The following is a 23,005-nucleotide window of genomic DNA, read 5'->3' on the forward strand; positions in this document are numbered from 1 at the left end:
AGGTGTATCGGTTGAGTATCGATACTGAATTCAAAGGCCTCGATGGGTTGCCGCCCTCGGGGCCTTACTCTTTCTTCCATTTAATGCGGTTGTTGCTAGCTCATCTTTGGGCACCTCCATTATCCATAGCGTTCCGGCCATAGAGCCTCAGGTGTTGTCCCTAGCTTTTCTGCTATGGCTTTCTGGACGTAGTCGGAGCGCCTGTATCCTTGTGACACAGTAGACACTGAGCTGATGGAACGGCCGATGTCTCGGCTCAACTTCGCCAGTGAACTGCCCTTAAGCCGAAGGTCACATTTGATCTGCTCATGTTTGGCGAGATCGACAATCAAATTCGCTGTCATGTCAAAGGTTCCGACTGATTCCGGTTACCGAAACCTACCAAAAGACCTCGCATATGTCATTTTTATTGTTTTTTAGCAATGTGTTACACATTCATGCCCCAATGTTTCAATGTCATGTCGGAAGACAATCAGCTAAGCTGCTGAAACGCCGATGGCTTTGCGCTAAGAGACGCAAATTGAGGTATCTGACGTTGAAGGAACTGGGTAAGGTTTGAACACAGTAGTCGAAATAAAGTGCGGCAGAGTTCCGACTATTTTCGTGAGAGAGACGCCAAATGCGTGGCAGCCATACCTGCGCCGCAAACTCCTAGCTCTACTTAAACTTAGCAAATCCCATAAGGAATTTGCTGAGCGGCTCGGAATTAGCCCGTTGGTTGTGCGACGGCTCCTGGATTTGCTTGGCGTCGACTATGTTCAACGTCTCTATAGGCAATATCAAAGGGGAAAGACCTGTTCAGATATTGCCAATGCAAACGGAATGAAGCCAGCAACGCTGTCCAAACTCTTTAGGGAACGCGGCTTCGGAGTGCAGCGCGGGGTTCGTAAACCCAAAGTGCCAAAACAAAAGCTGCGCCGCATCTGGATAGAGACCCAGATAATCAACAGGGTGGCGCGAGAATTCAAAATCCATTGGAAAACGGCGCTAAATCTGCTCGAGGATGAAAAGCTGATCGTGGATTATAAAGGTCGACCGGGAAAACTCTCAAAATCATCACGGTCGCCGTAGGTTTTTCGCATGCGTCACAGGGGCATACTAGCAGACCTAGGCAACTCTTGGTTCGGCCCGTAACCGACTTTGGTCGCACCAGTGGATGCCGCAATGCGGCTTCCCGGAATCGGACGTATGAGCCACGCTGTCATCGGTTTCCAGCTTTTGCCCAACGCATTAATTCTATCTATGTTCGGATTGAGTTGGTCACTGGTCGGAGAACATAAAATCCTTGGAACTACTTTTTTTGTTGTTCGCTGTTGGCGCAGCGTTTCTATATTTTTATCTGAAATCCCCAACAGTGATTGGCGCAGAAGGCGAGCGCCGCGTCAATGCGGCGCTTAGCCGAAAACTAGATGAACAGGACTTCATCCTACTCGAAGATCTCACCTTACCAACTGGCCAAGGCACGACACAAGTCGACCATATCGTCTTGTCACGTTTCGGTGTCTTCGTAATCGAAACCAAGAACATGTCAGGATGGATTTTCGGTGGCAAGAACCAAGCGCGTTGGACGCAAGTCATGCGTCGCCACAAATCACAGTTTCAGAATCCCCTTCGCCAAAATTACCAACACCTAAAAGTCGTCCAAGACCTGCTTGGAATCAGGCCGGATCAGCTGGAGAATCTTGTCGCATTCGTTGGCTCCGCGGAACCAAAAACCGAAATGCCAGCCAACGTGTTTTGGAGCAGACGAGACCTGTCGAACTACGTTGCTTCAAGGACAACTGTTCAGTTCACTGAAAACGAGGTGCACGATTTTGCCCGTAAACTGCGCTGCAGCGCTTTGGAGGCCAACAAGGAAACACGGCGCGCGCATGTCCAGCACGTCCGAGAAAAAGCCATCCAAAAGGAAACTGATCTCACGAAATGCCCCCGGTGTGGATCGAAGATGATCGAAAGAGCTAATCGAAAGACTGGACAATCCTTCTATGGCTGCTCGCGCTATCCGAAATGCCGGGGCACGCGACAAGTGAAATGATCTAGCGAGTCTTAGCAGCGGGGCGGCTACCGAGCCGAAACAAAGCGGCCCAATCCTGACGTTCAGTACAGTGTCGCGATGCTGTGGTCGCAGCCCGCTTTCCAGACATTCGCTGCGCCCGCGAGTTAACTGACCTGCTCGAACTTACCCACTGCGGACAAAGCAGTCGCTACATTTATGGTCGGTCAAGGGTTTTTTGGGCTTAAGCTGTACCGTCGGAAATTAATCGGCTTTGGGCTACAACGCGCTCAAAGCGGGCCTTCACGTAAGAGACATCAATTGCATAGGTCCGTTGTCCACTATTAGTTTGGGGCTTCATTTCGTTGTCGTAATATGTATCCGAAGAAATCGACGAAAGGGTTTCGATGTTGCTTGGTAGTGCTGACTCCCGGCAGCGCCTATTGTTCATAATCAGAAACAGAATTTAACGGCAGGAGGGTCGAGTGCATAGCATCTCTGATCGAAGTATGTTCGCCACCAAAGTGGCTGAAGAAGCAGGCGCGTTGGCTATTAGATATTTTGGAAATAGAGACACTCTGGTGGTGGACGCAAAGGGTGCTCAGGATTGGGTCAGCGAAGCCGACCGGAATGTCGAGACGTATGTTCGAGAAAAAATAACCGAGGCCTATCCCGATGACGGAATCTTCGGAGAGGAGCATGATGCGAAATCAGGGTCCAGCGGGTTTGACTGGGTGATCGACCCAATTGACGGCACCACGAACTTCGTAAACGGCATTCCGGCGTGGACGATCGTCCTGGCGGTTGTTGCAGAGGGACAAACACAAATCGGTGTCATTCACGAGCCGAACGTGGCTGAGACCTATGTCGCCATGCGGGGGGCGGGAGCAACGCTCAACGGGCAGCCAATGCAGGTCGCATCAGGCGTCGATATGGCAAGTGGGACCGTCTCGGTCGGATATTCGAACCGCATCGAAGCGGCAAAGGTGATCCCAATCATTTCAGCCATCATCGAACGCGGGGCCATGTATCATCGCAATGCAAGCGGCGCGCTGTCGCTTGCCTATGTCGCGGCAGGCCGGCTGTTGGGGTACGTCGAAGAGCATATGAACGCGTGGGACTGTCTTGCCGGTCAACTGTTGATCGCAGAGGCCGGTGGTGTCGTCGAAGAACAGGACGCCAATGAAATGATCCGCAATGGTGGCCGCGTCATTGCCGGTACGCCAAAGATCTTTGATGATCTCAAAGCAATTTGCGAGAAGGCATGGCACGTCTGATTTGCGTCAGGCGATAGCACGCCAGCCGGGGCTACAGCACAGCGTGTCCAAATCAGCGCTCCAGAAATGCCCCTGCCCAGGCTGGTCGTGCTGGCGATCAATCCGCACTCCCGAGAGATGACACCAGAGCAGCGTCCCAACCGCGCCATGGGTTACGATGGCAAGATCACCACCTTCGTGCGCGTCCATGATTGACGTGACTGCCCCGACAATCCGGGCCTGAGCATCTGTCGCGGTTTCCCAGCCGCGAAAGCTCACGTCGGGTGCAGCGAAGAATGCATCGGCGGCGGCTTCGAACTGGTGCGGTGGCAAGAAACCGGTGGCACTGCGGTCGTTTTCGCCCAGCGCCGGGTTTACCTTCACCTCAAGGCCGTGCGGTTTGGCCAGGATCGCAGCTGTCTGTTCTGCCTTGCGTTCGGTGCTGGACCAGATGGCGCTGACCGAGGCCATGATCGGCGCATTTGCAAATGCTTCGGCCCGGGTGCGGCCCACCTCACTCAGTTCCCAGTTGGTGATTGCGATCTCTGGGTTCACGACCACTTCCGGGTGCGAAATGATAACGAGTTTCGGCAATGTCAGCCCTTTGGCAGCAAAACCGGTCCCCGGTCTGCAAAGGCCATTTTGACGTCAGCGCCCGGCTGCAACGGGTCATCTACGTCGTCCTGCACGGCAAACACCTGTCCGAATGCGCCGGTCAGCGTGTATTCCATGCGCACGCCGACATAGGTAGCCTTGGAGACTTTTGCCGGGATGCCGGTTTCGTATCCGATTAGGACGCGGGACGGACGCACCGCCAGCGTTGCCGGACCCACGGGCAAATCGCGAGAGGGCAAGCTGTGGCGGTGTCCTTCGATGTCGATTGTCGCCTGATCGCCATCGACTTCGACGATTTTGCACTCGATCAGGTTCGCTTCACCGATGAAGTCAGCCACGAAGCGGTCGATTGGCGCGTCATAGAGTTGTCGCGGGGTCCCGATCTGGGCGATGGCGGCGTTACGCATGACGACGATTTCGTCGGACACGGCAAGCGCTTCTTCCTGATCGTGGGTTACATAGACAACCGTCAGTCCGAGGTCCCGCTGAATGGAGCGAATGTCTTCGCGCACCTGTCGGCGCAGTTTGGCATCGAGGTTCGACAGGGGTTCGTCAAAGAGCAGCACCTGCGGTTCCAGCACCAGCGCGCGGGCGACTGCGACACGTTGTTGCTGGCCTCCTGACAGCTCGCTAGGCAAACGGTTGTCGAAGCCTTTGAGGCCCACCAGTTCCAACCCGTTGAGCGCGCGCGATCTGGCCTCGCTCTTATCAAAGCCTGAGAATGTCAAACCGTACATCACGTTTTCCAGCACGCTCATATGTGGGAACAGGGCGTAAGACTGAAACACCATAGACACATCGCGATCAGTCGCGGGCAGCTTGGTCACGTCGCGATCGCCAATCACGATCCGGCCCGAGCTGGCCATCTCCAGACCGGCAATCATGCGCAGCGTCGTCGTTTTGCCGCAGCCCGATGGTCCCAGGAGCGTCACCAGTTTACCTGCTTCCACATGCAGGTCGATGTTGTCGACGGCCACGACATCTTTGCCAAATACTTTTGTCACTCCTTCGAACCGAACCGGCGCGGCTTTACTAGCAATGTTGGTATCCGTCATGTCGTTCTTTCCGCTCCGATCTGGGTGCGCCGTCCGATCTGCACGCGGCCCACGAGGAATTGCAAAAGCCCTACAGATGCCAGCATCACGAAGATCAGCGTGGTGGAATAGGCGATGGCAAGGCCGTAATCATTGTTCTCGACGCGCCCGATGATGTAGCTGGTCGCCATGTCGTATTCGGCCGATACCAGAAAAATGACTGCCGAGATCGCGGTCATCGCGCGGACAAAACTGTAGACGAGTGCCGCTAGGATGGCGGGCTTGAGCAGGGGCAGGATCACGCGTCGGAACGTCTGCCACGAGTTTGCGCCCAGCGTCAGCGAGGATTCATCAAGCGACCCGTCCAGTTGCGACATGGATGCGATACCCGCACGCACGCCAACGGGCATGTTGCGGAAAATGAAGCTGATCACGAGGATCACACCGGTGCCTGTGATTTCGATCGGGGGAACGTTGAAAGCCAGGATGTAGCTGACCCCGATGACGGTACCGGGAATGGCAAAGGACAGCATCGTTCCGAATTCGAAGGCGTTCTTTCCGGCGAAATTTTGGCGCGTGAGCAAGTAGGCGGTCACCAGTCCTACAGCTGCCGTCAGTGGAGCCGCTATGGCCGCAATGCTGATGGTGGTCCAGAAACTGTCCCATGCAGCACCCGTCCAGCGGATGCCTTCCTCTTCAATGCGCACTGAGAAGGCGGTGACATAGTGTTTGAAGGTGAGCGTGTTGTTGACGCCCCAAAGCTCAACGACGCTGCCGTAAATGATCATGCCGTACACAACCGCTGTAAACAGCGCCCAGATGGTCGCGATGGCTAGCACGGGTATTGCCAGCCCATTGGGCATCAGCGGATGCACGCCGGCGTCCCCCTTGCCGGAAACGGTGGTGTAGCTTTTCTTACCGAGCCAGGCGCGCTGCGCGTAAAAGGCAGACAGCGTGAAGAAGAGCAGTACCATGGCCAGCACGGCGGCCCGACCCTGATCATATTGCGCGCCGACGATGGCAAAGAAAATCTCGGTCGACAGAACGTCAAAATTACCGCCTAGAACAAGCGGGTTGCCGAAGTCGGCCATGCTTTCGATGAAACCGAGCAGAAAGGCATTCGCCAGACCGGGTCTCATCAGGGGCAGCGACACCGTTCGGAAGGTTTGCCACCTATTGGCGCGCAACGTTTGGGCGGCTTCCTCCATCGACGGCGATACGCCTTCGACAACACCGATCAGCACCAGAAATGCGATGGGGGTGAAGGCCAGCGTCTGTGCGATCAGGACACCCGGCATTCCATAGAGCCACCGCGACGGTTGCACGCCAAAAAGATCGGCAAAAAAGACTGTGACCGACCCGGATAAACCGAAGAGTAGGATCAAGGCCAGCCCGATTACGAAGGGGGGCGTGATGATTGGCAAAACCGTCAGCGCGCGCATCCCGCGCTTGAACCGAAACCCTGACCTGGTGACCACAAGTGCAAAACAAAGTCCCAGAACCGTGGTGATCAGGCCGACGAGAATGGCCAAAAAGAGGGAGTTCCACGCGGCGCCGCATTTCGCACCCCAAAAACACCCCAATCCCCAAAGACGGTCATCAAAGAATTTCGAGGCAAATACAGATACCGAATAGGCGCCGTCTTCGGTCACAAAGGCCGAAAACAGCATGTTGGCAATTGGAAAGAACACGAAGGCGGTGACGATTGTTATGACGCCGCCGATCGCGCTGACGACAAACACATCGCCGTTGACTGCACCGCGCGCCGCGATGCCCTGCGTGAGCAGGAACAGGAAGGCAGACGCACAGAGCATCGCGCCATACCCCATGCCGAACTGTCGGATTTTTGGCTCGCCAAACAGGGCCTTGAGCCAGTCGAAGTTGAAGCCGCGAATGCCGATCCCGAAGCCTTGCGCAATCAGCCAGCCAAAGCCCAGTGCACCCGCGAGTATCAGTGTCTTAGCGTAGATCGGATCAGATTTAGGTTTCCCCAGCACCAGAATCGGCAATGCCAGCGGGATCAGCAAGGGTGCAAGCCAGAGCTTTTCACCCTGCCCGATCAGAAACAGAGCGGGCGCAAAATCTTCATCAAACGGATAGCCACTAAAGAGCCATTGAAATGACCAAAGGCCATCCTCAACCATGTACCATGGCAGCAGGACGTAGCCGACCCACCCGACAAAGATCCAGAAGATCAATACCGGGTGGGTCCTGGTTTTTGCAGTGTCAGCCACTTACTGCGGCAGCACCGAAACGTCTTCGTCCCACTTTTGCAGCAGACGCTTGCGCTCATCAGAGGAGCCGTACTTTTTGAAGTCATAGTCGATCAGCTTGATCTGGCTCATATCCGGGGCGCTTTCAGATGTTTGCGCACCCTTGTTGGATGGGACCTGGAAGGCATTGACTTCAAGCGCGAGGTTCTGCGCTTCGGCACTCAGCGCCCAGTCGTAGAACTTCTTGGCTTCTTCTTCGTTGCGAGCGCCTTCAATGATCGACATCGAACCGATCTCGTAACCAGTGCCCTCGCACGGGGCGACAACCTTTACAGGGAAGCCCGACACCGCCTGCTTGACCGCGTCATGCATGAAGACAATGCCGATCGTGTTCTCGCCACGACCCGCGGCCTTGATGGGTGCTGAACCGGATTTCGTGTACTGATTTATGTTGGCGTGAAGGCCTTTCATGAACTCAAACCCCTCGTCCTCGCCAAAGATCTGCACCATCGACGCCAGCGTGGTGTAGGCAGTTCCGGACGAATTCGGGTTCGCCATCTGAACGTGCCCTTTATATTCCGGCTTGAGCAGGTCCTTCCAGCAGGCGGGTTCAGGCAGGTTGTTGGCTGCCAGGAGGTCAGAGTTGTAGCCATAGCCCAACGCACCCGAATAGATACCGATGGTCTTGTTGCCAGCACTTTCGGCCTGTGAAATTGCCCAGTCATGCAACTGGTCACGCATGGGCGAGACATATTCCATAGTTAAACCTTCTTCGGCCGCTTGAAGGTGCGGGTCACCCGTGCCGCCCCACCAGACATCTCCTTTTGGGTTTGAGCTTTCCGCACGGATTTGCGCAAAGGTCTCGCCAGAGGATTTGCGAGTCATGTTCACGTCAATGCCGGTGGCGTCCTCGAAGCTGCGCGCCATCAGCTGGCACCAGTCTTCCTGCGCCGAACAGTAGAATGTCAGCTTGTCGGCTTGCGCAGCACCCATGGAAGCGGCGAATGCGATCAGTGAGCCAGCAAGTGTGTTTGTCAGTTCTTTCAAAATCTTTCCTCCCATAATTATCCAGCTGCCAGCTTTGAGCCGGGAACTGTCATGTCACCTGTGAGGGCGGCCACGCTTAAGTGTGGCATCTTCTGATTTCACCAGTCTCGGTACGGCTTTTCCCCTTTGTGACTATGTAAGTCTGACCACTCTAACGCTTGTTTCGCAAGGATTTTTGCAGAGCGACAATATCAGTGCGATCCAAACGGAGCACTTTTGCGAACATTATTCAAAGGAAGATCGCAAGCTCATCCATAGCCTTCGAATGCGCGGAACTTGATACTTGCGCCAATTGGCGAATGTGTTCTGGGCAATCAGATTGTTTAGCGGTAATACAGATTTTGCAGCGAATGTTGAAAGCTAGCTTCCGATTTTGACCCCACTTGTGATGTGTGGGTTCACGCAGTCAATGCGCTCTCATCGCCCTGCATGACCAAGGAAACTTACCCTGCGAACGTCAACAATGGGCTCATTCCGGACCTCGGTGCCGTTGCAGCACAGGCCCCTACCCCGCCGTCAGCTGAACGCGTAGACGGCCCTTTCCGGACCTTATTAGACCAACACTAGTTTTGAATTTGGCCCACACGCGATTTTAGCCATTGAGGATTTTAGCCATTGAGAATGTAGGGACGCAGTCTTTACGTTGGCGCTACAGCATTCCGTACTTTTACTTGACAAAATCAAGCAGCTCCATATTACTTGAATTTGTCAAGTAAACGGGATTGCAATATGGATCACATCTCGACAATTCGCGCCTTCAATCGGTTCTACACACAGAGGATGGGTTTGTTCTCCCCCGACTACGGCGGTAGTGGAATGAACCTCACAGAACTGCGGGTTTTCTATGAGATCGGAGTGCAAAATGGCTCAACTGCCCGGTTGATCGCCAATGCCCTGGACCTCGACGAAGGCTATGTCAGTCGTATCCTGAAGAACTTTGAGCGATCCGGATGGATTCTAAGAAAACCTTCTGAACATGATGCACGGCAAAAGGAACTTCATCTTACTGAATCTGGGCACCAGAAGTTTAGCGAGCTTGTCGACCGGATGGCGCTTGAGGTCCACAAGCGATTGGATGGGGCAGATGCAGGGCGCGTCGCCCGGGCTTTGGAGCAGGCGGTGAGATCATTTGACCTGCCGGGCCCGGTCGAATTTCGCGAATTGACCCCAGGCGACGCCGGATGGGTCGTCAATCGGCACGCCGAGACCTATTACACGGATTATAAATTTGATTACCGCATGGAAATGCTCGTCATGCAAATCCTGGCGGCTTTTTTGCCGGTCCAAGGCATTGATGGAAACCGCGCCTTTATTGCTCATATCGGCGAGATGCGGCTGGGATCAATTTTTTGCATGAATACAGAAGAACCTGGCGTTGCGAAACTGCGATTATTCTTTCTGGAACCCGAGGCCCGCGGAATGGGCTTGGGCAAGCGTTTGATGACGATCTGTCTGAATCACGCGCGTGCATCAGGGTTCAAACGCATGACGTTAATGACCCACGAGACACAGATAGTCGCACGCGCGCTCTACGCTAGATTCGGATTCACTTTGACAGAGCGCGTTTCCGGGTATCACTTTGGTAGTGAGAGCGTGCAAGAAACCTGGGACCTCACACTTTGATCTCACAACTGTGCTTTGCGCTCAGTGCGGCCGCGCATAAACGACCAGACATTCGCTGCGCGGCGTCGTATGAGCAAAATGAGCTCGGTGCGGTCCTTGGAGCAGTGCCAGCACGTAGGCACGGCAAACCTACGCTCGGATAGTGACGGCCCAAAGCCGACATTTGGAACGGAATCCAAATGCTGCAGAGGCATCTCGTTCTGTGGACATACGCAACCGTTGTGCCTGCTCTTCATTGGTCACTGATTCCAACAAGCCACGTTCTTGTCGCTTCAAGCCCTTCGCGCAAGATAGAAAACATCTTCTTAATTTCACTTTCGCTAATGATAAGGGGCGGTGAAAGAACACACATGTTGATCACAGGTCGAACCAATAACCCACGTTTTTGGCATTCAATATCGATCTGGCCACCAATTTCGTAGTCGCGTCCCAAATCGCTCTGAGGATCACCATCAACCGAGCATTGAACGCACCCCATCAAACCCATCCCGCGCACATCGGCAACGATGTCAACGTGACGCAATTGCTGCAGTTGATCTTGAAATATCGGAGCGACTATTCGAACGTGTTCGAGTAGCTTTTCTCGTTCAAAAATCTCCATGCTTTTTAGTCCGGCGGCCGCGCTAACCGGGTGACCAGAATAGGTGTAGCCATTTGAGAAGGTTGCACCTTTTCCTGCAACGTCTGCGATCAATCGGTCAGAGATTATCGCGGCACCCATCGGCGCGTACCCGGAGGTCATTCCTTTGGCGCAAGTGATTATGTCTGGTTGGATGCCGAAAACAGCCTCTGACGAAAACCAATGACCCAATCGCCCGAAAGCTGTCACCACTTCGTCGGAGATATACAGAACATCATACTTCCTGCAGATGTTTAAACAGCCTTCGTGATATCCTTTTGGCGGCACGATCACGCCACCAGACGCCAGAACCGGTTCAGCGATAAAAGCGGCAACATTTTCTGGACCAATCGCCAAAATGGCATTTTCAAGATCGGAAACTTTCTCGTTCAGAAAGCTCACTTCGCTTTGACCAGGTGCGCGGTAGAGCGGATTCACGTCCGGCAGGAAATGTGCGAGGTCATCGGCCTTGTCGAGCCAAAGCCTGTCACGCTCTTTTCCACTGACGCTGGCCGCCAAGTAGGTGCTTCCATGATAGGCTTTTTGCCTTGAAATGATTTTCTTTTTCTCGGGGCGACCCAGAAGGTTGTTTCGAAAATGGACAAATCGGATAGCCGTATCCACCGCAGTGGAACCACCGGTGGTAAAAAAGACGTTGTTCAAATCGCCGGGTGCACGTTTGGCGATTTCGCGTGCAAACCGGGCAGCGGTCGAGTTGGCGTTGTTGAAGGGCGAGAAATAGGCAAGGTTACGCGCTTGCTCGGCCATGGCCTCGGCCATCTCCTCTCGTCCATAACCGATCTGGGTGCACCACATGCCTCCCGGCCCGTCGATCAAGCGTTCGCCTTGTTCGTTCACCACATGGATGCCGCTGGCACCTTCGATAAATGTCCGGTCGTTCTCGCGCAAAGTTGCCATCCCTTCCCACGGGTGCAGGAAGTGATCGTTGTCCCATTGCTTGGCGTTTGAATTATCCACGGCGGGCCATGCTTTCTGCGCTCATCACAATTGGGAACTCTTCACGAACCTGAGCGTCTGAGGCACCGAAGTAGTTGGGGAAATGGTTGTCGAGAATGGAATTAGCCTTGTCACGGGCGCGGTCCATCAGATCAGTTTTGCCTTCGTTTTCCCATGTATCTGTACGCTCACGATCCATAAGCCGCGGGTAGACGAACTCGCTGTTCATATAGTTCAGCGTGTGTGGGTTGCCGAGGAAGTGACCAGGATCGATGGCGCACTGGTGGATCACATCCACTGCCATGGTTTCATCCGTTACCTCTATTCCGCGTAGCGATCGCAGGATCATGCCGCCCGCTTCGTCATCGATAACCATGCTTTCAAAACTGCATCCCATGAGGCTGCCAATCATACCCCCGAACTCGCACAGACGGTTTGCACCAGCATGGGCGGCAAGTGTGAAGGTCAGCGCCTTTTCCAACCCGTACTGCGCATCGGGAATTTTGGCGTCGGTCATGCCTGCGCCAACGGATGTGGGAAGGCCATAGAAATTGCCCATCTGAATGGCTGCCGCCCCGATCAGGGCCTGTTCGCCGCTGCCTCCGGTGAACGACCCGCTGCGCAGATCGGTGATAAAGGGCCAGGCAGCAAAGCAGATAGGACAACCTGGTGTGATGAGGTTCACGATCGCAACACAGGCCAACGTTTCGGCCACGGTCTGAACCAGTGTTCCCGCAAGCGTCGCGGGGGCTGTGGCCCCGGCCTGCGGAGGCACGGCCAGATCGACTGTCAGGCCAAGTTTGGCGGTATCAATCAGGATCTCCATGTTTTCCTTGCCGATCCGCAAGGGCGAAACCATGGGACAGCCGCCAAAAATGACGCTTGGCTTTTTCATAAAAGCCCCCTCACCACCCTGAGCCAAATCAAACATGCGGATGGCATGGGGGATATGGCTGCGGTCGCGAAAGGTCAGACAGGCTGGCTTTTGGCTGCCTGCGAGCATTGCATATATGGTGTTCATATCGTGGGCGAAATCATCGGTCACATCGGTGGCCAATACTGTGTCGCCCAGCATATGGATATTGTCCAAACGGTCCACCAGACGGGTGAAGTCATAGACATCACGCAGAACCGATGGGCGATAGGACTTGGTGTGCGAGTCAAAGGTCGTGACGGCGGTGCCAGAGTTGGCGAAATAGACACTCTCGGCCGAGCAATGCATGTCGTCTTTGCCTTCACGCTCGCCGCGGGCATAGACGTAAAACTCCTTGGCAGCGCCAGCCAGGATGTCTTCCATCAGCGCGCGGGGAAAGCACAGACGATTGAGGTCATTCAAAACTGCGCCTTTGGGCAGCACCAGATCAAGCAATTCCGGGAAATGGTCGGTAACGCCGGTGTTTTCCAGAACGGTCAAGGCCGCTTGATGGATGTTCTCCATCTCTGCTTGGGTCAGCGGTTTATAGCGTCCGCCACTTAGGCCTCCACGTACGGCCTCATTGCCCGTGGTCGCCTGTTGAACCTTGATGCGCGCGGCGCGCCCGCCGCCGCCGCGACGGCGTGATTTTGCCTCAGCCATGACCGGCCATCCTTTGTTCTGGTTCCGGGCTGATCATGTTGAAATAGAAATCGTAGAAGTCCTGGATCGAGGTTTCCATCTCGCCCAAGGGGCCCGGTTGGAAGTATTGAGAGTTTACGCCGGACTGGTTGTGGCGAATGATACGTTCGTCATCCATAGATGTGACATGCCAAAGCCAGGTCAGGTCTTCTTTGTCATAGTCTTGGTCTTCTTCGGCGTCAGCGCGAACCAGCCAGACCACCTGAATGTCGGTTTCCTGCAGGCCCCGCGGAATGAAGCGATAGCCGACCATGTGATCCGAATAGATCAGGAACCAGTTCAATGGACCAATGTCAAAGTCAGTTGCGCCACCGTCGAAACTTTTCAACGTTCCAAGCAATGGCGCAAGCACCTCTCCCGATTTGCTGCCGGTTTTGTAGCCTGGATAAAGTGGATAGCGCCGATAATACCCGCTGGTGAACGGAGTGGGCGCGGCGTCGCCGACAAGCGCCAACTCATCAGGTGACAGCCCGGCTTCCACAGCCCTTGCCTTTAGCGGTTCAACCAAACCAGCCATGTCTTGCGGCGATTTCAGGCTATGAGAACGGGAATATTCGTTATGCGCTGGCCCGCAATGGTAGCACTCAAGATAGTTCTCAACCGCCAGTTTCCAATTCGCGGGAACGGGAAATGACGCCGTATGCGCTACTTTCAGATCGTCAAAGCCATAGGGCTCGACAAGTGGCGAAAGTTGGTTGAGGACAGGATCAAGCGATGGTGTATCTGCATCGGCACAGACAAAGATCAGCCCTTTGAAGACACTCACCTGAACGGGAAAAAGCCCGAATTTGGATGGGTCAAAATGTTCCCCCATGTTGTGGCCCGCACGAAGTTTACCCGATAGCTCATATGTCCAGGCGTGGTAGGGGCAAACAAGAACACGGGCGTTGCCGGACTGTTCGGTGCAAACACGAGAACCCCGATGGCGACAGACATTCAAATGAGCGCGAACTTCGCCTTCGCGGTCGCGAACAACGATAATGCTCTCCGGGCCATAGTCGAACAGGAAGTAGTCACCGGGGTTTGGGATTTGGCTGACATGCCCTGCCCAAAGCCAGTTGCGGTTCCAGACCTGGGCGATGTCATAATTATAGATGTCTTGCGAGGTATAGAAACCGCGCGGTAAGGCGTGGCCGTACTGGTGCGAGGCTATCAACGCATCCAACTCAAACGGTCGGCTGTTCATCACGTTTCCTCCAAATCGATTATCTCGCGGCGAAACCAATCCTTGTCTGCTTTTGCCTTTGGGCGTTCAAAATTGCGTGCCGCGCGGTGGCCTGCGAAGACTGCGTCCACGATCAACCCGGGCGATGCAGCATCGCCAATGAGTTCGAGGGTTTTCAAACCGGTCCCTTGCAGGCTGTCATAAAGAGCCGTCTCCCGATGGCGCTCGGTGACCAGAACTGTCGAGGCACACGGAATATCCGTTTCGCGACCGGTAAAGGCACAACCGATGCGCGCCATGCCACCTTCAACAGCTGTCAGCACCTGATTGCAGCGAATGTCGATGCCAAGCTCGATCAGGCGGGCCTGAATGCGCGGCTGCTCCAAAGTATTGATGGCGTAAGCCGAGACCAAACTCTCCGGCGTGACAAAAACCACCTGGTATCCTGCGGTCGCCAGTTTTTCGGCGATCACCCCCGCCAGATAGATGTGGTCATCATCATAGATCATCACCGGCCCATCCGGAGGCAGAAGACCGTTCATGATGTCATCAGGTGTCAACACTTTGGCGCTTTGCTCGATCTGAGGCATACGGCGTTGTGTGCTACGCCCCATGCCGTCGGTGCGCCAATGGCTGCCGGTGGCCACAAAAACGTGTTCGACGCCTAGCTCTGCCACTTGATCGCCATCAAGTCTGCTGTCAGTGAACAACTGGACGTTGCCGCGCTGCTTTAGGTCATTCAGGCGATAGTCGACGACGCGGGACCAAGCTGCGAGGCCGGGAAGTTTGCTTTCCTTCGTAACCCGCCCGCCCAATTCGGCTGACGCCTCGGCCAAGGTCACTTGATATCCTCGCCTTGCCAACTGCGTAGCGCATTCAAGACCTGCAGGGCCACCGCCAATGACCAAAGTATCCGCGTTGCTCTTCTTCGGCGCGATGATCTCGGGGTGCCAACCGCGCCGCCATTCCTCGCCCATCGTGGGGTTTTGAGTGCAGCGGATCGGGATGCCCAGATTGTCGGATGAAACGCAAATATTACAGCCGATGCATTCGCGGATTTCGTCAATGCGGCCCTCTTCAATCTTTTTCGGAATGAACGGGTCCGCTATGGAAGGTCGTGCGGCTCCGATAAGGTCGACAATTCCCTTTTTGACCATCGACAGCATCATGTCGGGGGATGTCAGGCGCCCGACACCAACCACAGGTTTCCGGGTGATCTGTTTGACGTGTGACAGAAACGCGTTCTGATATCCGTCTTCTGGCTGAAAACGGGTTGTCGCACTGTCATTGGACCAGTCGGCTACATTCACATCCCAGAGATCCGGAAGGTCAGACAAAAGCTCGACCACGGCGCGGCCTTCTTCCGCGGCCTGCATGCCGCTGACGCCCATCATCTCGTCAATGGCAAAGCGGAACGCCACGGCGCAGCTGTCACCCACCGCTTCGTGAGTATCCTCCAGCAATTCGCGTGTCAGACGTACCCGATTTTCAAGCGACCCGCCATATTCATCACTACGCTGGTTCATATGAGGCAGCATAAAATGCTGCGCCAATGTCATGTTGTGTCCGGCATAGATGTAAATGATGTCGAACCCGGCGTCTTTAGCGCGCAAGGCGGCGTCGCGATGCCAACGGCGGAACTCCCGAATATCGGACTTATCCATGGCCTGCGCCTGCTTGGGATGCGTCGTGTCGACGGACATCTCGGAAGGCGCAAGAACCGGCGCGCGGGTCAGCAGGTTTTGCGCATGATTGCCATTGTGAACCAGCTGAATGGCCGCCAGCGCACCATGCGAATGTACCGCATCCGTCATCAGCCGCAACGCGGGCACATCGCGCCCGTCCCATAACCGTCCCTCGGCATAAGGAGACAAGTCTGAGGTTGGGTGGATCTCAGTTTCCTGATTTGAAACCACCGCCCACCCGCCTTCGGCTTTCATCCCGCGAACGGCAGCATCCGCCCGTGGACGGAGGTGCCCCAGCCCGGTGCAATGGGGCACCTGATAGAAGCGGTTCCTGGCTGTCACCGGACCGATCTGGACCGGTTCAAAAAGCAGAGCATATGGGTTCGCGTCCAACATGTTCACGCGTTTTCCTGTATTTGGGATCCGGAACCGAAAGGCCCCGGAAATGGAGTTGTGTCAGAAGCCGGCTTTGATCCGTTCAAATTCAGACAGCATTTTCGCCTCAAGCTCGGGATTCACCGCATCAAAGAACAAGCTGCCTTCGAAGAAGCTTTTTGGATCCGAGAACCCATAGGCTTCGATGTTGGCTTGATCGGCTATTTCGAACGCTTTTGCGTTGGAATGTGGGTAGCCCCAATTGTCGATGATGTATTGGCCGCTGGCAGGATCGGAGAGCGCGTTCAACAGATCGTAGACCTGATCGACAGGTGTCGTCGAAGATTTCAGATGCACGTAGCCACACGCCCAGGTCGCGATACCTTTGTCGACGTCACGCATCATGGCGGCAGGCACTTCGTTCCAGATCAGGTTCAGTTCGGACTGGTTCCAGGCCCAGCCCAGTTCGATCTCACCACTGGTCATGGCCTGATCGAACTGACCCGCATCTGACCAGTAAAAGCGCATGTTCGGGTGGATCGAGCGCAGGAAATCAGATGCTTCCTTGAACTGTTCGTCACTCAGATTCGTGTAATTGTCGGCATTTCCAGTAGCCAGCGCTGCCAAGGCATATGCAGACGATGCGGCATCCGGGATGGCGATCTTGCCCGCATAGGCCGGATCAGCCAGCAGTTGCAGCGAGATGTCATCGCCTGAGATTTTGTCGGTGCGATAGATAAGGCCCGTGTTCCCCCACTCGAACGGCAACATGTAAAGCTGGCCGTCCAGAACGATGGCGTCCACTTCCTTGATCTCGGGCAGCACATCGGCCCAATTTGTCAGCTTGCTTTCGTCCAGTGGTTGGATCAAATCGGCTGCGACCCATTTCCGGACCGCGTCGGAACAAGGATGCGCCAGATCAGCCGTGAAACCCGAACTTAGTTTCGTAAAGGCTTCCTCCTGACTCCCGAAATAGGAATAGCTTGGCGCCTCATTCCCGTACTTTTCCATGTAGCTGGCAAAGAACCCGGGATCTTCATATCCCGACCAGTCAAAAACCGTAAGATCAGCGCCATTGGCACTGGCACTTCCCGTACTAATCGCCGTCGCACATGCGAAGGCCGCAATTCCCTTAAGTTTCATTCTATCCTCCCACTGATTTACTTTGTGCCTGTACCAAGATCGATCACGCTGGCCCCCTGAAGCCCCAGCCAAACTACGTCTCCGCGCTTGAAATCGACCGTGTGAAAATAGTTGGGAACCGATACCGAGATTGGTTTCTCAGCTCCCACCACTTGAATGTGGTAGTGAATGTTCTCGCCATAGAAGGCGACGTTGCTGACAGTGCCCTGAACCGTTGATGGGTAGTCTTCGGGCTTTTCAGCAGAGATTTCCAATTGTTCCGGGCGAATACCGATGTTCATGTCTTTAGCGCTGGTTACAACGTTGGGATTTTTCTCGATCTCAATCCGCCCGAAAGCGGCTGCGTCGATCGACAACATATCGCCGGTTTCACCCAACGACTGGGCAGGCAGTATGTTCATTTCACCGATGAAGCTGGCCACCTGCTGATCACAAGGACGGGCATAAAGCGTGGTTGGTGTGTCCACCTGCTTGAGCCGTCCGTTAAACATCACGCCGATGCGATCTGACATGGTCATCGCTTCATATTGGTCGTGTGTGACCATCACAAAGGTGATACCAAGCGATTGCTGCAAATTGCGCATTTCAAACTGCATTTGTTCGCGCAACTTCTTGTCGAGCGCCGACAAGGGCTCGTCCAGCAACAACACTTTGGGTCGCATGATCAGAGCGCGGGCGAGCGCCACCCTTTGCCGTTGCCCACCCGACAATTCACTTGCGCCGCGATCCTGAAGACCGCCCAGCTCGACCATTTCTAGGGCTTCGGCTACGCGCTGGTCGATCTCAGCCTTGGGTGCCTTGCCCCGTAGTCCATAGGCCACGTTGTTCCCGACGTTCAAGTGCGGGAAGATGGCGTAGCTTTGAAACACCATGTTTGTTGGCCGGTTGTTGGCTGGGACACCTTCCATATCCTGACCATCGATCAGCAGGGTGCCCTCGGTCGGTTCCTGGAAACCCGCGATCATCCGCAATACCGTGGTCTTGCCGCATCCCGATGGGCCGAGAAGCGAGAAAAATTCGCCCTCTTTGAGATCGAGGTTGATCCCGCTTGCCGCTAGGAAAGTGCCATAGCGTTTCTCGACGCCCCTGAGTTCTATGATATTTCTGACTGTCATCGGACCTCTGATGCAGATGAGCGGCGGCGGAAATACTCGGCCAATACCAAAAGCAGAACCGAGGTGAGCAGCAAGATGGAGCCAAGCGCCAGCACATTGGGAAGCTTGGCGGGGAAACGGATCTGGCTCCAGATATAGACCGGGAGGGTTGGCTGGTTGCCTGACAGGAAAAAGGCGAGGACGAACTCATCGAAGCTGACCGTAAAAGTGACCAGCATGCTGGCTATGATACCGGGGGAAACGACTGGCAGCGTCACGCGGCGGAAGGTTTCGAACACGCCAACGCCCAGATCGTAAGATGCCTCTTCCAGCGACGCGTCAAAGTCATCAAAGGCAGATTTCAAGATCGAAACTGAAAACGGTAAGGCGAGGAACGTATGGCCCAGAACAACGGTCAGCAAAGACGGTTTGAGACCGAGAAACAGAAACAGGACCAGCATTGACGAGGCCACGATAATACCCGGAATAACCAAAGGCAGCATCACCAGCCCTTCAGCCGCACGCTGACCCCTAAACCGATAGCGAACAAAGGCGCGAGCGGCAAAGAGCCCCATAGCCGTGGATAGAATTGCAACGACCGTGCCGACGCCAAGTGAATTCCAAAGGGCCTGGATCAATGTATCCTGCTCGCCCAGCTTCCGATACCAGTCCAGCGTCCAACCCTTGATCGGAAAGGCAACGATTGTGCCGCTGTTGAACGAGAACAGGGGCAGGAAAAGGACCGGCAGGTATAAAAATACCAGGTAGAGGAAAGCGTAGGCTGTCAGGGTTGAAGGACGTCTCATTTGATCCGCCTCCCAAGCCGGGTGGCGGTAATGACAAACACAATGGCGACAAAACCAACCGACAGCATTGCGATCAGTGACAGCGTGGCACCGAGGGGCCAGTTGTTGGCGGCACCGAACTGCACCTGAATAAGATTAGCGATCATCTTCCCGTCCGATCCGCCGACGAGTGCCGGGGTCACATAGTCACCGACAGTGGGGATGAAGATGATCAGGCAAGCAGCAATTATCCCCGGGATCGTCAGCGGCAGCGTCACCCGCATGAAGCGTTGCAAAGGGCTGTTGCCGAGGTCGGTGGCGGCCTCCAACAGGCTCGGATCGATCTTCTGCAACGAGACATAGATCGGCAGGATCGCAAAAGGTGCCCAGGCGTGGGCAAGCGTCAGTACGACAGCGAATTCATTATAGAGCAAGAAGTCGAGCGGTTCGTCGATCAGACCAAGCATCAGCAGTGCAGAATTCATCACCCCGTTGAACCCAAGAATGAGTTTCCAGGCAAACACACGCAACAGATAGCTGGACCAGAACGGAATGGTGATGAGCAAAAGCCAGATGGTCTTTTTTCGGGCCTTCATCGCGATAAAATACGCGATGGGATAGGCCAGTGCGACAGTGACTACCGTAACTGCTCCGGCAATCCAGATCGACCTTAGCATTAAGTGTCGAACCAGCGGATCAGCAAATGCCTCGTTATAGTTTTTCAGCGTCGGCGTCTTGTCGAGCGTTACGTAGGTTTGGGTCCAGAAAGAATACGCGATCAAGATCACTAAAGGCGCTGCCACCAGAAACCCCACGTAAGCCGTGGCCGGTGCGCTGAGGGTAAAACCCCGGGACGCTTCGCTGCGAAAAATCACCATATCCCCTTCTTGGATTTACGAGCCACTAATGGACGATCGTCCATTTAATGTTGCGCCAGAAAGGCCTTTCGTGTCAATCTTCCTGTGAGCCGTCCGATTTAGAAGACCCTAAGCTAATGGAATCATTGAATAGAGTGACAGAACTCAAAGGACGAAAGCGTAGTTCGAAGCGTGACCCAGAGGCCAATAGGCAGCTTCTGATCATGGCAACTTTGGACACTATTGCTGATATTGGAGTTACCGATACGTCGGTCAGCCGCATCTGCGAGCGTTCCGGTTTATCACGCGGTATGATCCATTTGCATTTTGGTGGGAAAGACAATTTGTTGACGGCGGCAGCCCAACATTTCAGCACCCAGTATTATGCTGAGATGGACAGATTGACCGATCTAGGTTTGGATGCATCGCCTGAAGACCGAGTGATGGCTGTTATCGAGGCAGATCTGTCCGAAGCTTTGCTGAATCCAAGAAGTACGAAAATCTGGCATGCTTTCCGAGGTATCGCAAGCTCACACCCAGGCATTGCCCGTTACAGCAGCACTCAGGATCACAGACTTGTTGAGACCTTGCGGCTTGCGTTCTTGGAGATAGCGCAACAAACCGGGCGTGACCCAAACTTGGTGGACGATGCCGCCAGCGGAACGCTGGCATTGCTGGAAGGTATGTGGGTAAACTACCTTACTGATATGCAGGGTTTTTCGCGACGTCGCTCTGTCGATCTAATAAGAAGGTTCTTAGGCGGGCTTTTCCCCGGAAAGTTCAAATTGTGAGCCTTGGCGACGCTTGGGTTTTAGATAGATACGAAGCCTCTTCTTGGATAGCCGACCATTGGTTTTGGCGGGCCTCCTCGCGCCTAAGTGTTATCCACCCTGCCTTTGACGAAATTCAATGTCTGCTTTGTGCTGGAGAAAGTCCCTCTTTGCAGATGCAGCGAATGACAGCTTTCCGCCCATTATTTTGAAAAGCAACGTGTTCTGGCGCAAAAAGTACCGGCGCAGCCTGCACTGCCGCACTTGTTTTTGGGGCCGCGGGATTTGGACAAGCCAAACGCCCCCCGGCCATCAGGGGTAAGGCGCTGCCTTCCCCCTCGGGCAACCCTATTAGACAAAACCGTGTCCTCGGCTACGCCTGCGGGCCGCACCACTATTGTCGAATAGCATTGCCTCGCCCCCATCCGCGTTCGCCACCTGGCAGATCAGCAGGAACAGGCGCCTTCGGCGTCTGATCTGCAAATCAGCCCTGATTTTCCCAAAAGGAAGTCAGGATCATTGAAATCGGTCTGGGTGCTGGATGAAGGAAGTAAGGCGAAAATGGCAAGGTTCTGTCGCTGATGGCAGAACTATGTGTCGCCTGACACAAGCACCAAGTGGCGGACCGAGGAGGATTCGAACCCCCGACCCCTTGATTCGTAGTCAAGTACTCTATCCAGCTGAGCTATCGGTCCGCGTTGGTGAGGCGGTATTTAGACCCGGGGCGGTGGACGTGCAAGTCGATTCTTCAAAAAACTTTCAAAAAGTCACGTCGCCGCGGGGAAGCCTTATTTCAAAGGTTGTTCCGCTTGCGCTGGTGTCTTTCAGAAGCAGATCTCCGCCATGGCCGCGCACCAGTTCCTGTGAAATCGCAAGGCCCAGACCCGAGCCTCCTTTGCGGACGCCGCCCTGAAAGGGTGTGAACAGATTCTCGCGCGCCTTTGGCGGCAGACCGGGGCCCGTGTCGCTGACTTCGATGCACCAGCTGGTCTCGAACTCGCATCCGGCGATGGTCACGCGGCCGGGTTGGCCTGATGCGACCAGGGCCTGTCTGGCATTGCGCACAAGGTTCATGATGACGCGGAACAACTGCTCGGGGTCGGCGCGTACGACCAGGTCCTCGGGGACTTCGTTGACGATTTCGACGTGGGCATCCGCAACGGCCAGTTGTTCGCTGGCCGCCACATCCGCCGCCACGTCTCGAACCCGGACCATTGTCAGGGTCGGCGCGGGCTCTTCAGCGCGGCCGAAGGCCAGGGTGCTTTCGCACAGTGAGACGGCCCGGGTGATCGAGTTGACCAGTTTCGGCGCCAGACGACCAACCAGCGGGTCATCGCTGGATTCGATCCTGTCGGTGAACAGCTGCGCCGAGGTCAGGATGTTGCGCAGATCATGGCTGACCTTGGCGACGGCTCCGCCAAGTTGCGCCAGACGCTCGCGCTGCTTCAGGGCCTGGGTCAGATCGGTCTGCAAGGTTTTCAGTGCCTCTTCCGCCTCGCGCAGTTCCGTGACTTTGGAGGCAGGTGCAATGATACCCCGCGCGTCCTCAGGCGCGCTGGCGTAGCGCTGCATGTAGCCGACAACGCTTTTGATCGGACGCACAAGGACGACGCGAACCGCCAGAAACAAAAGCGACGCCGTGATGATCGAGATTACAAAGGACAGGCCGAGAATCCGAAGGCCGTAATCCACCATCGCCATGCGCAAAGGCGCGCTGTCGATGGTCACCTCGATCAACAGCCCGGCCCCTTTGACCGGCTCTCCGATCACGCGAACGACTTCGTTTTCGACCGTGAAGATACGGTTCACCGCGTCGCGGATCAGAATCCAGGGGCCCGCATCGCGCAGATCATAGGTATTGGTGATCTGCTCGGGGATGGGCGAGGACAGCATCAACTGCCGCACCTCGTCGCGCCGCAAAACCACGTTATAGACACCGGCATTGGCCAGCAGTTCGGCCTCAAGCTCATCGGCCAGCATGTCGTCGGCCAGCAACGCGAGCGAGGCGATCTGCGCACGCTCAAGCCTATTCAGCAGAAAGTCTTCGCGAAAGCGCGCAATCGAGGGGACAAAGATCAGGATTTCGGCCAACATCACGAAGACCGTCGTCAGGATCAGGAAACGGCCCGAAAGCGAGTTCAATTGGCGCTCCTTCTTTA

Annotated in this window: 19 protein-coding genes and 1 tRNA gene; 5 read left to right on the forward strand and 15 right to left on the reverse strand. The window is 55.1% G+C overall.

The features are described from left to right. Positions 1-119: 119 nt before the first annotated feature. Positions 120-344: a helix-turn-helix domain-containing protein gene (locus ACR0KJ_RS16985; RefSeq protein ID WP_170755634.1), complete on the reverse strand. Its 225-nt coding sequence runs from the start codon at positions 342-344 to the stop codon at positions 120-122. A 259-nt stretch (positions 345-603) separates the two neighbouring features. Between ACR0KJ_RS16985 and ACR0KJ_RS16990 the strand changes: the two genes are divergently transcribed. From ACR0KJ_RS16990 to ACR0KJ_RS17000, 3 genes are all read left to right on the forward strand, one after another. Further along, entirely contained in the window at positions 604-1,071 is a 468-nt protein-coding gene (locus ACR0KJ_RS16990; protein ID WP_480627237.1) for a hypothetical protein, read from the forward strand. Positions 1,072-1,285: 214 nt separating this feature from the next. Then, positions 1,286-2,035 carry an NERD domain-containing protein gene (locus tag ACR0KJ_RS16995; RefSeq protein ID WP_480627238.1) on the forward strand — a complete coding sequence of 250 codons (750 nt, stop codon included), beginning with the start codon at positions 1,286-1,288 and terminating at the stop codon, positions 2,033-2,035. A 467-nt stretch (positions 2,036-2,502) separates the two neighbouring features. Further along, positions 2,503-3,270 (forward strand): inositol monophosphatase family protein, encoded by a 768-nt coding sequence (locus ACR0KJ_RS17000; RefSeq protein ID WP_480627239.1) that lies wholly within the window; start codon positions 2,503-2,505, stop codon positions 3,268-3,270. Between the two features lie 6 nt (positions 3,271-3,276). On the opposite strand, the gene ACR0KJ_RS17005 is transcribed toward ACR0KJ_RS17000, so the two are convergent. The 4 genes from ACR0KJ_RS17005 to ACR0KJ_RS17020 form a co-directional block, all read right to left on the reverse strand. After that, positions 3,277-3,843, reverse strand: a complete 567-nt coding sequence (locus ACR0KJ_RS17005; protein ID WP_480627240.1) for a histidine phosphatase family protein — start codon at positions 3,841-3,843, stop codon at positions 3,277-3,279. Between the two features lie 2 nt (positions 3,844-3,845). Continuing rightward, positions 3,846-4,919, reverse strand: a complete 1,074-nt coding sequence (locus tag ACR0KJ_RS17010; protein ID WP_480627241.1) for an ABC transporter ATP-binding protein — start codon at positions 4,917-4,919, stop codon at positions 3,846-3,848. Next, a complete protein-coding gene (locus tag ACR0KJ_RS17015) occupies positions 4,916-7,042 on the reverse strand; it encodes an ABC transporter permease (RefSeq protein WP_480627271.1) in 2,127 nt (708 codons plus the stop codon). Before ACR0KJ_RS17015 ends, ACR0KJ_RS17010 begins: the two co-directional genes overlap by 4 nt. A gap of 90 nt (positions 7,043-7,132) precedes the next feature. Next, a complete protein-coding gene (locus ACR0KJ_RS17020) occupies positions 7,133-8,158 on the reverse strand; it encodes an ABC transporter substrate-binding protein (protein WP_480579810.1) in 1,026 nt (341 codons plus the stop codon). A gap of 729 nt (positions 8,159-8,887) precedes the next feature. Here ACR0KJ_RS17020 and ACR0KJ_RS17025 point away from each other — a divergent pair. After that, on the forward strand, positions 8,888-9,781 hold the full coding sequence (locus tag ACR0KJ_RS17025) for a bifunctional helix-turn-helix transcriptional regulator/GNAT family N-acetyltransferase (RefSeq protein WP_480627242.1): 894 nt from the start codon (positions 8,888-8,890) through the stop codon (positions 9,779-9,781). 232 nt (positions 9,782-10,013) lie between these two features. Here ACR0KJ_RS17025 and ACR0KJ_RS17030 read toward each other — a convergent pair whose 3' ends face one another. The 8 genes from ACR0KJ_RS17030 to ACR0KJ_RS17065 are packed head-to-tail and all read right to left on the reverse strand — an operon-like array spanning position 10,014 to position 20,097. Further along, positions 10,014-11,318, reverse strand: coding sequence for an aminotransferase (locus ACR0KJ_RS17030; protein ID WP_480627272.1), 1,305 nt, complete (start codon positions 11,316-11,318; stop codon positions 10,014-10,016). 52 nt (positions 11,319-11,370) lie between these two features. After that, positions 11,371-12,933: a trimethylamine methyltransferase family protein gene (locus tag ACR0KJ_RS17035; protein ID WP_480627243.1), complete on the reverse strand. Its 1,563-nt coding sequence runs from the start codon at positions 12,931-12,933 to the stop codon at positions 11,371-11,373. Continuing rightward, on the reverse strand, positions 12,926-14,158 hold the full coding sequence (locus ACR0KJ_RS17040) for an aromatic ring-hydroxylating oxygenase subunit alpha (protein ID WP_480627244.1): 1,233 nt from the start codon (positions 14,156-14,158) through the stop codon (positions 12,926-12,928). Before ACR0KJ_RS17040 ends, ACR0KJ_RS17035 begins: the two co-directional genes overlap by 8 nt. After that, positions 14,158-16,218, reverse strand: a complete 2,061-nt coding sequence (locus ACR0KJ_RS17045) for an oxidoreductase (protein WP_480627273.1) — start codon at positions 16,216-16,218, stop codon at positions 14,158-14,160. The genes ACR0KJ_RS17040 and ACR0KJ_RS17045 overlap by 1 nt, the downstream gene beginning before the upstream one ends. Before the next feature lie 60 nt (positions 16,219-16,278). After that, positions 16,279-17,340, reverse strand: coding sequence for an ABC transporter substrate-binding protein (locus ACR0KJ_RS17050; protein WP_480627245.1), 1,062 nt, complete (start codon positions 17,338-17,340; stop codon positions 16,279-16,281). Between the two features lie 17 nt (positions 17,341-17,357). Further along, entirely contained in the window at positions 17,358-18,455 is a 1,098-nt protein-coding gene (locus ACR0KJ_RS17055; protein WP_480627246.1) for an ABC transporter ATP-binding protein, read from the reverse strand. Beyond that, a complete protein-coding gene (locus ACR0KJ_RS17060; protein ID WP_170560404.1) occupies positions 18,452-19,240 on the reverse strand; it encodes an ABC transporter permease in 789 nt (262 codons plus the stop codon). The genes ACR0KJ_RS17055 and ACR0KJ_RS17060 overlap by 4 nt, the downstream gene beginning before the upstream one ends. Continuing rightward, positions 19,237-20,097 (reverse strand): ABC transporter permease, encoded by an 861-nt coding sequence (locus ACR0KJ_RS17065; RefSeq protein ID WP_480580044.1) that lies wholly within the window; start codon positions 20,095-20,097, stop codon positions 19,237-19,239. Before ACR0KJ_RS17065 ends, ACR0KJ_RS17060 begins: the two co-directional genes overlap by 4 nt. A 203-nt stretch (positions 20,098-20,300) precedes the next feature. On the opposite strand from ACR0KJ_RS17065, the gene ACR0KJ_RS17070 reads away from it, so the two are divergent. Continuing rightward, the gene (locus tag ACR0KJ_RS17070; RefSeq protein ID WP_480627247.1) at positions 20,301-20,867 is read left to right on the forward strand and encodes a TetR family transcriptional regulator C-terminal domain-containing protein; all 567 of its coding nucleotides are present in this window, start codon (positions 20,301-20,303) and stop codon (positions 20,865-20,867) included. Positions 20,868-21,464: 597 nt separating this feature from the next. Here ACR0KJ_RS17070 and ACR0KJ_RS17075 read toward each other — a convergent pair. Both ACR0KJ_RS17075 and ACR0KJ_RS17080 read right to left on the reverse strand, forming a co-directional pair. Further along, a tRNA-Arg gene (locus ACR0KJ_RS17075) sits at positions 21,465-21,541 on the reverse strand. Positions 21,542-21,605: 64 nt separating this feature from the next. Beyond that, positions 21,606-22,988 carry an ATP-binding protein gene (locus tag ACR0KJ_RS17080; protein WP_480583054.1) on the reverse strand — a complete coding sequence of 461 codons (1,383 nt, stop codon included), beginning with the start codon at positions 22,986-22,988 and terminating at the stop codon, positions 21,606-21,608. Positions 22,989-23,005 lie beyond the last annotated feature (17 nt).

The organism is Ruegeria sp. AD6 (assembly GCF_056542325.1).